The sequence below is a fragment of the Arthrobacter sp. U41 genome, from assembly GCF_007679325.1.
Lineage (GTDB): Bacteria > Actinomycetota > Actinomycetes > Actinomycetales > Micrococcaceae > Arthrobacter.
The window spans coordinates 355,691-367,411 of sequence record NZ_VEGI01000002.1; the positions used below are offsets into that span (position 1 = coordinate 355,691).

Annotated in this window: 9 protein-coding genes; 6 read left to right on the forward strand and 3 right to left on the reverse strand. The window is 69.1% G+C overall.

Features of this window, described 5'->3' with window-relative positions:
- The first annotated feature begins 98 nt into the window (after nucleotides 1-98).
- Together FS787_RS10405 and FS787_RS10410 are read left to right on the forward strand one after the other, a co-directional pair.
- Nucleotides 99-1,568 carry a glycosyltransferase family 87 protein gene (locus FS787_RS10405; RefSeq protein ID WP_144672343.1) on the forward strand — a complete coding sequence of 490 codons (1,470 nt, stop codon included), beginning with the start codon at nucleotides 99-101 and terminating at the stop codon, nucleotides 1,566-1,568.
- Complete coding sequence (locus FS787_RS10410; protein WP_144672344.1) at nucleotides 1,561-3,033, forward strand: NAD(P)/FAD-dependent oxidoreductase; 1,473 nt, start codon at nucleotides 1,561-1,563, stop codon at nucleotides 3,031-3,033. The genes FS787_RS10405 and FS787_RS10410 overlap by 8 nt, the downstream gene beginning before the upstream one ends.
- Here the strand turns inward: FS787_RS10410 and FS787_RS10415 are convergent.
- Nucleotides 3,014-3,715 carry an ABC transporter ATP-binding protein gene (locus FS787_RS10415; protein ID WP_144672345.1) on the reverse strand — a complete coding sequence of 234 codons (702 nt, stop codon included), beginning with the start codon at nucleotides 3,713-3,715 and terminating at the stop codon, nucleotides 3,014-3,016. The genes FS787_RS10410 and FS787_RS10415 overlap by 20 nt on opposite strands.
- A gap of 37 nt (nucleotides 3,716-3,752) precedes the next feature.
- Nucleotides 3,753-4,847, reverse strand: coding sequence for an ABC transporter permease (locus tag FS787_RS10420; RefSeq protein WP_144672346.1), 1,095 nt, complete (start codon nucleotides 4,845-4,847; stop codon nucleotides 3,753-3,755).
- Nucleotides 4,848-5,035: 188 nt separating this feature from the next.
- On the opposite strand from FS787_RS10420, the gene FS787_RS10425 reads away from it, so the two are divergent.
- From FS787_RS10425 to FS787_RS10440, 4 genes are all read left to right on the forward strand, one after another.
- A complete protein-coding gene (locus FS787_RS10425; RefSeq protein WP_144672347.1) occupies nucleotides 5,036-6,463 on the forward strand; it encodes a sensor histidine kinase in 1,428 nt (475 codons plus the stop codon).
- Nucleotides 6,460-7,116 (forward strand): response regulator transcription factor, encoded by a 657-nt coding sequence (locus FS787_RS10430; RefSeq protein ID WP_144672348.1) that lies wholly within the window; start codon nucleotides 6,460-6,462, stop codon nucleotides 7,114-7,116. The genes FS787_RS10425 and FS787_RS10430 overlap by 4 nt, the downstream gene beginning before the upstream one ends.
- 100 nt (nucleotides 7,117-7,216) lie before the next feature.
- Nucleotides 7,217-9,205 (forward strand): penicillin-binding transpeptidase domain-containing protein, encoded by a 1,989-nt coding sequence (locus FS787_RS10435; RefSeq protein ID WP_144672349.1) that lies wholly within the window; start codon nucleotides 7,217-7,219, stop codon nucleotides 9,203-9,205.
- Nucleotides 9,206-9,259: 54 nt separating this feature from the next.
- Nucleotides 9,260-10,942 carry an ABC-F family ATP-binding cassette domain-containing protein gene (locus FS787_RS10440; RefSeq protein WP_144672350.1) on the forward strand — a complete coding sequence of 561 codons (1,683 nt, stop codon included), beginning with the start codon at nucleotides 9,260-9,262 and terminating at the stop codon, nucleotides 10,940-10,942.
- Nucleotides 10,943-10,967: 25 nt separating this feature from the next.
- Here FS787_RS10440 and FS787_RS10445 read toward each other — a convergent pair whose 3' ends face one another.
- Nucleotides 10,968-11,660, reverse strand: coding sequence for a GntR family transcriptional regulator (locus FS787_RS10445; protein ID WP_144672351.1), 693 nt, complete (start codon nucleotides 11,658-11,660; stop codon nucleotides 10,968-10,970).
- Nucleotides 11,661-11,721 lie beyond the last annotated feature (61 nt).

Consider the following 11,721-nt stretch of genomic DNA (forward strand, 5'->3'; position numbering starts at 1 on the left):
CAATCCGGGCGCCCGGTCCAACACTCGCCCGGCCGGCAGCCCGGCGACCCGCCCGGCACAGCACAGCCAGCCGGAGCCGCCCCGGTAAGCTCAGGGACATGCAGGAGACAAAGCCGCCGGAGCAGCGCCGACGCGTCCGACTGGTCATTCCGAGCCGCAGCGACCCCACGCTGAGGAACTTCACGGAACTGATCGGCGGACCCATGGGCCGCCGCTCTGCCCCCGGCATCGTCGCCCCCGGATTTTTCACCGTGGAACGCGTCCTGATCCTCCTCACCGTCCTGGCGGCGGTCATCGGCATCCTGCTGAAGTCCTATTGCCGCAGCAACGGGTGGGAAACCCCGGGCCAGTTCTATGCCACCTGCTATTCGGATTTCCCGGAACTGTTCAAGAACCGGGGGCTGGGCGACGGGGCCTTCCCCTTCATCACGCAGGGGACGTTCTTCGAGTACCCCGTCCTCATGGGTTTCATCGCCGGAGCCACGGCCCTGCTGGTGCCCGGCGAGGGCGTCTCGGCCACCCGCATCCTGGCCTACTTCGATATCAACGCCGCCCTGATCCTGGCCGTCTGGATCGTCACGGTGCTCGCCACGGCACGAATGGCCCGCCGTCGGCCGTGGGACGCCGCAATGGTGGCGGTGGCCCCCGGCATGATTCTGGCCGGCACGATCAACTGGGACATGTGGGCTGTGGGGCTCCTGGCCCTGGGTATGTACTGCTTCTCCCGGAACAAACTGGTGCTGGCCGGGATCTTCATCGGCCTGGGCACGGCCACGAAGCTGTACCCGCTGCTGATTCTTGGCGCGGTCCTGCTCCTGGCCCTGCGCACCGGGCGGCTCCGCGGCGTCCTGGTCACCGCAGGAGCCGCCGCCGCCGCGTGGCTGGCCGTCAACCTCCCGGTCGCCGCCGTTAACCCGGAGGGCTGGAAATACTTCTACGATTTCACCGAGGACCGGCCCGCCGGCTACAGCTCGCCCTGGTTCGCCTACAACCTCGTCGCCGGCCGGCTGGGCCTGCTCCCCCTGCAGCCCGAGGCAATCAACACCCTGGCCATGTACCTGTTCGTTCTGGCCTGTGTGCTGATCGGTGTGCTGGCCCTGACCGCACCCCGGCGGCCCCGGCTCGCGCAGCTCACCTTCCTGATCGTCGCCGCGTTCATCCTGACCAACAAGGTCTACTCACCCCAGTTCGTCATCTGGCTCATCCCGCTGCTTGCCCTCGCCCGGCCCCGCTGGCGGGACTTCCTGATCTGGCAGACCTTCGAGGCGCTGCACTGGGCGGCAGTCTGGATGTACCTTGGGCAGGTGACGAGCGGCGGTGTCTCCCAGCACAATATTGATATGCCCTACTACGTCCTCGCCGTGGTCTTCCATATGGCCGCCACCGGCTATCTGATGGCGCGGGTGGCCTTGGAGATCTGGGATCCCGGCCATGACGTTGTCCGCCGGCACGGGACGGATGATCCGCAGGGCGGCCCGTTCGAAGGCCTTCCGGACCGGTTGCGGGTGGACCTGTTGCGCCCCTCGGCTTCGGTGCTGCCATGGCGGAAGGCGCCCGCAGATGCCTGACGTTGCCGTCGTCGGATCTGGGCCCAACGGCCTCGCCGCGGCGGTGACCCTGGCCCGCGCCGGACTGAAGGTGCACGTCTACGAGGCGGCGCCCACCCCCGGCGGCGGACTGCGTACCGCCGAACTTATGGAGCCCGGCCACTTTCACGATGTGTGCTCGGCAGTACACCCGATGGCCCTGGCCTCGCCGTTTTTCCGGCAGTTCGAGCTCTCGCAGCGGATCCGGCTGGAGGTGCCCGACGTCTCCTACGGCACGCCGCTCGACGGCGGCCGGGCCGCGCTGGCGTACCGCTCGCTGGAGCGGACGGTTGCGGACCTGGGGCGCGACGGCGGCGCCTTCGGACGGCTGATGGGCCCGCTCGTGCACCGGGCAGACGGCGTGGCGGACCTGACGCTAAACCAGCTGCTCCGGCTGCCGCGCGACCCGGTGGCGGCCGCCCTGTTCGGCGTCCGTGTGCTGGAGCAGGGCTCGGGGCTGTGGGGGGTCAGGTTCCGGGAGGAACTGGCGCCCGCGCTGCTGACCGGCGTCGCGGCGCACGCCGTGGCGCCACTGCCCGCCCCCGCCCCGGCCGGAGCGGGGCTGATGTTGGGGACACTGGCGCACACGGTCGGCTGGCCGGTCCCGGTCGGCGGCTCCGCGGCGATCGCGCAGGCCATGGTTGCGGACATTGAAGCACACGGCGGGGCGGTGGAAACCGGGGCCCGGATCGGGTCACTGGCGGAGCTTCCCCCGGTCCGCGCCACGCTGCTGGACGTGGCGCCGCCCGGACTCCTGAGACTGGCAGACGGCAGGCTCCCCGACCGGTACCGCCGCGCCCTTGAGTCGTTCCGGTTCGGAAACGGGGCATGCAAGGTTGACTTCATCCTCTCCGGCCCGGTCCCGTGGGCGGCATCCGGACTGGCCGACGCCGGCACAGTCCACGTCGGCGGCACCCGTGCGGAGATGGCCGAGGCTGAAAACCTCGTAGCCGCGGGGCGGCATCCGGACCGACCCTACGTCCTGGTCTCCCAGCCTTCGCGCTTCGATGCCGGGCGGGCACCCGGCGGCCGGCACATCCTCTGGAGCTACTGCCACGTGCCGGCCGGTTCCAGTGTGGACATGGCCGAGGCAGTGATGTCGCAGCTGGAGCGCTTCGCCCCGGGGTTCCGGGACCTTGTTATCGGTGTGCAGGTCACCACTGCCGCCGAACTGGGTGCCTACAACGAGAACTACGTCGGCGGGGACTTCAGCGCCGGCGTGATGGACCTCCGGGGGATCATCCGGCGGCCCGTCCTGGGGCCCGTGCCCTGGCGGACTCCCCTGCCCGGCGTGTATCTGTGTTCCTCCTCCACGCCCCCCGGTCCCGGTGTGACCGGGATGCCGGGATACCACGCCGCAAGATATGCCTTGAAGGACATATTTGGTCTGGGAGTTCCGCGCCTCGGGATTTGGGACGCCCCCGGGCTCAGGCGCGGGCCGCGCTGACCGCCTGCGGGGCGGAGAGCCTGCCGTCGCGCATGCTGGCCACCGTGTCTGTCATGGGGACGAAGCCGGTGTCATGGGTGACCATGACCGTGGCCACCTCGAACTCGTCGGTGACCCGGCGCAGGAGTCCCACGATTGCCTCGCTCCGTTCCCGGTCAAGGGCTGCCGTGGGTTCATCCACCAGTAGCACCGCGGGATCCCCCATCAGTGCACGGGCAATATTGACCCGTTGCCGCTGCCCTCCGGAGAGTTGGTGGGGACGCTTGCCGGCAGCGGGAGCCAGGCCAACGAGGTCCAGAAGCGCTGCGGCGCGACTGGCCGCCGCCCGCGCCGGCCTGCCGCGCAGGTGGTCGCCAATAACCAGTTGCTCCAGGGCCGTGAGGGACGGCAGCAGATTGGGCTGCTGGAAGATGATGCCGATCCTGTCGCGGCGCAGCGAGGTGCGGTCAGCCTCTGACAGTCCGCCGGAGTCGATCCCGTCGATGACCACAAGGCCCGCGGTGGGCCGGACGAGCGTGGCGGCGACGGCCAGAAGGGAGGACTTGCCCGATCCGGACGGCCCCACCAGGGAGAGGAACTCCCCCGGGGCCAGTTTCACGTTGACGGCATCGAGTGCCTTGAGGGTTCCGTCGCCGTCGGGGTACTGCAGGGTGACGTCGATGAGGTTAAGGGCGTTTTTCACGAGGTATGCCTTTCCGGGAATGTTGATGCAGAGGGTGCTAGTTGCCGCCGAGGGCCAGCAGCGGATCCACCCGGGTGATGCTGCGGACCGCCAGGGCGGCCCCGGCGAGGCCGAGGACCACGATCCCCGCGATTGGCATGAGGATGGTCTCCGGGGTCAGCAGGAACGGGGCCGCCCTGGCGGCGAGGATCCCGCCGGCCACACCGGCGGCGCCCCCGGTCACCGCGCCGGCCAGCAGCACCACCGCCGCCTGCACCATGGCGTCTTTGAGGACGTAGCCGGAGGATGCGCCGAGGGCTTTGAGGACGGCGATGTCCCGGGTGCGCTGGACGGTCCACACGGTCAGGAAGGCAACGATGACCAGGGCGGAGATGCCGTACAGGAAGGCCTGCATCAGCAGGAGGGAGCCGTTTTCACTCTTGTAGGAGCCGAGGGCCTGGAACGAACCGTCCCGGGTGGTGCTGACGGTCCCGGCCGCGGCGTTGGCGGCGTCGATGTCGAGGGGCTGTCCGTCGTCGGAGGTGACGGCGATGACGGTCGCTGCGGCGTCCTTGCCGGTGATGTGGGCCAGCTTCCGCCAGTCGCCGAGGGTGGTCCAGACAACGCCGGTATGGGAGTACCACTGGTCCGGGACCACGGCGGATACGGTCAGTTCGGTGCCGCCCACCGTGGCGCGGCTCCCCGCCTGCAGCGCGAGGTCCTTGGCAAGACTGGCGCCGACCACCACCGTTCCCTCGGTCACGGGTCCGGGCGCCAGGCCGGAGCCTTCGGTTCCGAAGACTGAGACGCTGGCCGTCCCGGACGGCGAGCCGGCCGGGCCAAGAGCCTGGAAGCGGCTTTGGCTGATACCCAGCAGTCCGGCGGTCGCAACACCCTCGCGGGCGGCCCAGTCCGCGAGTTGTGCGCGGGTGACCTCCGACTCGGTGAAGGATGCCTTGGCACTGTCGCCGGCGGGAGCCCCGAAGACTATGTGGTCCGCCGGCAGTGCAGCGAGGGCCGACGTCGACTGGTTGCCCAGGCCGGCCGTGAGGCCGGACAGCAGTACCAGCAGCAGGGTGATGAGCGCGACGACTCCGCCCATCAGAACAAAGCGTCCTTTGGCGAAGCGGAGGTCGCGGAGAGCGAGATACATGGGAGTCCTTTTGCACGGGGATTGGGGCCTTGATTCCAGCCTCGCCTTGCGGTGCCGGTCCGGGATCGCCCGCGCGGCTGTGCCTGCAGGGCGGAGTGGTTGACCCGCCGGTCAACCAAACGGTTGATCGTGGCGCGGCGGCAGGGATTTCGGCCGGATCCGGCCCCGCCCGGCACTACGCTGAAAGCATGGATGTCAAGGTTCACGGCGCGCCGGAGTTGGCCGCTACGGGCGGCCCGACGAATGCCGCCGTGATCTTGCGGGTCCTCCGGGTCTGTCTTCACAGCGGCTTCGCCGTGCTCCTGCTCGTCGCCGTGGTGCGGCTGTTCAGCACGGGACTCCGGGGTGCGGACTGGCTCACCGTGGGCCTCGCGCTGGTTCTGGCCGCCGTCTACGTGCTGGGTACTGTCCTGGAGAAACGGCACTCCTCGGATTCGTCCCGGTTTGATCCCCGGCCTTATTCGACCCTGTGGCTGGCCGCCGTCTGCCTTATCTGGCTGCTGCTGATCTGGGCCAGCGCCGACTTTGTCTGGCTGGCCTTCCCGCTCTTTTTCCTGCAGCTGCACGTGCTGCCGCTGCGGCTGGCGCTGCCGGCGATAGCGCTGAGCACCGTGCTGGTGATCGTGGCGCTCTGGTTCCACAACGCCGGAGCGGACGGGGCCGCCTTGCAGTTGCCGATGGTGCTGGGACCGGCCTTCGGAGCCGCCTTTGCCGTGGTCACCGGGTTGGCCTACCGGGCGCTCTATCTGGAGGCCGAAAGCCAGCGGCTTGCCGCCGAGGAGCTGCGCCGCACCCGCACCGAACTTGCCCGCAGCCAGCATGACGCCGGGATGCTGGCTGAACGTGCCCGCCTGGCCCGCGAAATTCACGACACGCTGGCCCAGGGCTTCTCCAGCATTGTTCTCATGGGCCGATCGGCGGAAAAAGCCCTTGACGACGGGGACACCGCCACGGCCCGCGACCGGCTCCGGACCGTCCAGGAAACGGCCGCCACGAACCTGGCCGAGGCCCGCAACTTTGTCCGCGGCCTCCAGCCTCCCGCCCTTGCGGCCACCACAGCAGGGAACGCAGCAGTCACCACAGCGGGGAACGCAGCAGTCAACACAGCGGGGAACCCGGTGGGAACCACAGCGGACCCGGCGGGCAAGGCCGCGGAGCCCGCACCGGAGGACCCCCTGGTCAACAGCCTGCGCCGGCTCTGTGAAAAGACCGAAACCGAGGCAGCCGCCCGCGGCACCCGGCTGCGGTGCCGCTTTGACCTCGAAGGAACGCCGGTGGACCTTCCCAACCCGTACCGCACCACCCTGCTTCGGGCCGCGCAGGCAAGCCTTGCGAACGTGTGGGTGCACGCCAAAGCGGACACCGCCGTCGTGACCCTGTCCTTCCTGGGCAGTGAAGTGGCGATGGATATCTTCGACGACGGCGTGGGGTTCGATCCCGCGGCGGTCACGGCCCCCGCCGGGCGGCCGGACGGCTCCGGCTACGGCCTGAGATCGCTCCAGGAACGGGTGGCTGCGCTGGCCGGCAGCCTGGACATCGAGTCCGGACCCGGCGAGGGAACGGTGGTGGCCATCCGGCTCCCGCTCGGTGAATCCCCGGCGAGGAACGAACCGTGAACGATATCCGCGTGCTGCTGGTGGACGATCACCCGGTGGTCCGGGCCGGGCTGCGGGCCATGCTGAGTGACTTCGAGGGCATCACGGTGGCCGCGGAAGCAGCGGACGGCGGCGCAGCGCTGGCCGAGCTGTCGCGGCTCCACACCCTCGGCGAGCCGGCCGACGTCGTACTGATGGATCTGCAGATGGGCGCCGGCATGGACGGCGTCACGGCGACCGGCAGGATCAAAGCGGGCGAGGCAGGACAACCCGCTCCGCCGGTGCTCATCCTCACCACCTTTGACTCCGACGCCGATATCCTCGCCGCGGTGGAAGCCGGGGCCAGCGGCTACATGCTCAAGGACGCTCCGCCGGACCAGATCCGCCAGGCGGTACTCTCGGCCGCGGCGGGACAGACCGCACTGGCTCCCGAGGTGGCCGCCCGGCTGATGGGCCGCATCCGCAATCCTGAACCGGTCCTTTCCGCCCGTGAGATCCAGCTGCTGGAGCTGCTCGCCACCGGTCTGGGGAACCGGGCCATCGCCAAGCAGCTCTTCATTTCCGAAGCGACGGTCAAAACCCACCTCGTGCATATTTACGGCAAGCTGGGCGTGGACAACCGCACGGCTGCGATCTCCGTGGCGACACAGCGCAGGATCATCCGGCGCTTCTGAGCCCTTCCGGCCGAGTTCCGCTCCTTGACGCGGGATAACGTGTCGCCGGCAGGCCCCATGTGACGGGGACGTTGTCAGCAGCAAGGTGCATAATGGCGCGGTGGGGAACTTTTCGAAACTCTCAGCTGCACTTATCGGTTTGCTTCTCGGCGCCACGCTGGTGGCCTGCGACGACGGCAGGGCCGGTGCGCAGGACGCCGCGAAGCAGCTGGCTTCCGCTGTCTCAGCCCTCGACGTCGGCTCGGTCGCCTTCGAGGGCCAGGAGTCCGGCGCGGCCAATGAGCAGCTCAAAGAGATGTTCAAGGCGCTGGACCCGGTCAAGCCCGCGGTGGAAAGCGGCGAGCTGGAGCTGGAGGCCGATACGGCCACGGTCCCGCTGAACTACAGCTGGAAGATCGGCTCCGGGGAGTGGAAGTACACCGTCTCCGCCCAGCTGAAGAAGACCGGCGACAAATGGCTCACGGTATGGACCCCGGAGCTGCTGGTGCCCGGACTGGCCGCCGGGGAAGTCCTCGGCACCTCTAACGACGCTCCTCCGCGGGCCGACATCCTGGGCGCCGGTGGCGCCAAGCTGGTCACCGAACGGCCGGTGGTGAACGTCGGCATCGACAAACCCCTGCTGGCTGATGCCGACCCTGCGGAGTCTGCTACCCGGCTCGCCGAACTGGTGGGAGTGGACGCGGCTGCCTACGTGCAACAGGTCCAGTCGGCCGGCCCCGAGGCCTTCGTTACCGCCATTACCCTGCGGCAGGACGGCCGGACCATCACCGACGAACAGATCGCCGCAATCCCCGGCGCCCGGGCCATCGCCGATTCGCTTCCCCTCGCCCCCACCCGCACCTTCGCCCGCGCCCTGCTGGGCACCGTGGGCGAGGCCAGCGCCGAGCAGATTGAAAAATCCGGCGGCGCCCTCCAGGCCGGCGACACCACCGGCACCGGCGGGCTGCAGCAGCAGTACGACGCGCAACTGCGCGGCACCAGTGGCACCCAGGTCTATGCCGAGAAGGCGGGACTCACCGCCGAGGAACGGCGGGCCCTGCCCAACGGCGGCCGCCGTGTCCTGTTCCAGATCGATATGAAGGCCGGGGCCCCGCTAAAAACCACCCTGGATCCCAAGCTCCAGCAGTTGGCCGAGGACATCCTCGGGAAGGTGGATCCGGCCTCCGCCATCGTCGCCCTTCGGCCCTCCAGCGGCGCCGTCCTCGCCGCGGCCTCCGGACCGGGCAGCAACGGCTACGACACCGCGCTGCTGGGGCAATACGCCCCCGGTTCCATTTTCAAAATCGTTGACTCCCTGGCCATGATCCGCAACGGCATGAGCCCGGATTCAACGGTTGACTGCCCGGCAACCCTGACCGTGGACGGACGGACCTTCAAGAATGCCGAAGGTTACCCGGCTGCCTCGCTGGGTTCCGTGACGCTGCGCGATGCCTTTGCGCACTCCTGCAACACGGCGTTCATCAATGCCCGGGACAAAGTCAGCCAGGGCCAGCTGGAATCCGCCGCGACGTCCCTCGGCGTCGCCGTGGAAGCCCCCGCCCTCGGGGCCGGCGCGTTCCTCGGTTCGGTGCCGGGCGACGCCTCCGGGACCGAGCACGCGGCCTCCATGATCGGCCAGGGGAAGGTGCTGATGTCCCCGCTGGCCGCCGCCATCATGGCCGGCTCCGTCGCGAAGGGCTCCCCCGTCTCCGCCCAGCTTGTGCTGAACCCCGACGCGGGCGACGCGGTTGCAGGCACCGCAACAGCCGCCCCGGCCGGCCCGTCGGAGGGCGCGGCGTCGTCGTCCGCCCCCGCCCCGGCCAAATCCTCCGGCACGCCGGTGACGGCAGCGGAGGCCGCCGCCCTGAAGGACATGATGCGCGCGGTGGTGACTTCCGGCCATACCGGCTTCCTCGCGTCCGTCCCGGGTGCCCCGGTGGCGGCCAAGACCGGAACGGCCGAATTCGGCAAGGACAACCCGCCCAAGACGCACGCCTGGATCGTGGCCGTGCACGGGGACCTCGCGGTCGCCGTGTTCGTTGAGGAGGGCGGGCTCGGCGCCACCGTCTCCGGTCCGCTGTTGAAGGAATTCCTGACGACCGCCGGCTGAGCGCTTCCTTGGGGCGGCGCTGGGCCGCCGCCGCGGCCGTGGGAGGATGGAAGGGTGGCTCATATTGACGTTTCCAACATCGATTACTTCCTCTCCGACGGCACCCAGCTGCTCAACGGCGTGACGTTCAAGGTCCCGGACGGGACCAAAACCGCACTCATCGGGCCCAACGGAACCGGCAAGACGACACTGTTCCGGATCATTTCCGGCGACCTCGTCGCGGACGAAGGTGTGATCGGACGCTCCGGCAATATGGGCATCATGCGGCAGTTCGTCGGCCAGGTCCGGGACGAATCGACCGTCCGCGACCTGCTGGTCTCCGCCGCCCCGCCCGCTCTGGCAGCTGCCGCCCGCGCCGTTGATGAAGCCGAACTGGCAATGATGGAGCACGACGACGAGCCCACCCAGATGAACTATGCCCAGGCGATCGTGGACTGGGGCGACGCCGGCGGGTACGACGTTGAAACGGTCTGGGACGAGGTCTGCATGGCCGCCCTCGGCCTGCCCTTCGACCGCGCGCAGCACCGCCCGGCGTCGAGCCTTTCCGGCGGCGAGCAGAAGCGCCTGGTGCTCGAGGCGCTGTTCGCCGGCCCCGACGAGCTCCTGCTCCTCGATGAGCCGGACAACTACCTTGACGTGCCGGGCAAACGCTGGCTCGAGGCCAAGCTGAACGAGTCGAAGAAGACCGTATTCTTCATCAGCCACGACCGCGAGCTGCTCAATAACGCCGCGGGCCGCATTGTCACCCTCGAGCCCGGCATCAACGGGGCCGGCGCGTGGATCCACGGCGGCGGCTTTGGCTCCTACGTGGACGCCCGCGCGGACCGGAACGCCCGCTTCGAGGAGCTCCGCAAGCGCTGGGACGAGGAGCACGTGAAGCTCAAGGAACTCGTCAACATGTACAAGAACAAGGCCGCGTTCCGCTCCGACATGGCCAACCGGTACCACGCCGCGCAGACGCGCCTGGCTAAGTTCCTCGAAGCCGGGCCGCCCGAGGCGCTGCCGATCGAGCAGAACGTGCAAATGCGGCTCAAGGGCGGCCGGACCGCCAAACGTGCCGTCGTCGCCGAAAAACTGGAGCTCACCGGGCTGATGAAGCCGTTCTCCACCGAGGTCTGGTTCGGCGACCGCGTCGGGGTGCTCGGCTCCAACGGCTCCGGCAAGAGCCACTTCCTGCGCCTGCTCGCCACCGGCGGCACCGACCCCGAACGGGAGCACCTGCCGGTGTCCGACGTCGACATCGCGGAGGTCCCGCACGAGGGCACCGTGAAACTCGGCGCCCGGATCCGGCCCGGCTTCTTCGCGCAGACCCATGTGCGGCCCGACCTGCTGGGCAAGACCCTGCTGGAAATCCTGCACCGGGGGGACGAGCACCGTTCGGGGCTGGGCCGCGAGGCGGCGGCCGGCGCCCTGGACGGCTACGGCCTGGCCGCGCAGTCGGAGCAGAAGTACGAATCCCTCTCCGGCGGGCAGCAGGCGCGGTTCCAGATCCTGCTCCTGCAGCTCTCCGGCGCCACCCTGCTGCTGCTCGACGAGCCCACGGACAACCTGGACCTGCACTCGGCTGAAGCGCTGGAACGGGCCATCGACCACTTCGAGGGCACCGTCCTGGCCGTCACGCACGACCGCTGGTTCGCCCGGACCTTCGACCGGTTCCTGGTCTTCGGCTCCGACGGCAGGGTCTACGAATCTGCCGAGCCCGTCTGGGACGAGAAGCGCGTGGAACGCGCCCGCTAACCCACAGCAACGCGGGTGGGCCCGGCTATTCCGGCAGCAGCCCGGACGGCTGCTCGGCCTCCGGGCCGCCGGTTCCTCCCATGGCGGCGACCAGACGTTCCCGGGCGCGCCCCAGGTGTTCGTCGAGCAGTTCGGCTGCGGCCTCGCCCTGGCCGGCCTCGATCAGTTCCAGGATTTTCTGGTGTTCGGCCCGGATCAACGCGGTGTCCAGGAGGTGCAGGGACTGCACGCGGACCATGCAGAGCCGCACCTCACCGACGAGCGAGCGGTACATCCTGCTGATGCGTTCATTGCCCACGGCGTCGATCAGGCTGGTGTGGAACCGCATGTCCGGTTCGACGACGTCGAGCGGAGCGCCGGTCTGCACCGCCGCGATGTCGCGGTTTGCCTGCACCGCTGCTGCGGGGACGTCCCTCGTATGTGCGAGCCGACGGAGCACTTCGCTTTCAAGGTAAGCACGGGCCAGGTAGATGTCCCGCACCGAGTCCGGGCCGAGTTCGACCACCCGGGCGGTCTTGTGGGTCCCCCGGTCCAGCAGCCCCTCGGACACAAGCTTTTCGATGGAGGCTTTCGCCGTTGGCCGGGCCACGTCGTAAGAGGAGGCGACCTCGGACTCTGTGAGGGCGTCCCCGGAACCAAGTTCACCGGCGAAGATCCGGTTCCGCAGGTCCGACGCGACCGCGTCCACGATCGAGACTGCTGTAATTCGGCCGGCCACCGGAACTCCCTTACCGCCTAGCGTTTCCTGATTAACTTCCCATCTTGCCAGACAAGACAAC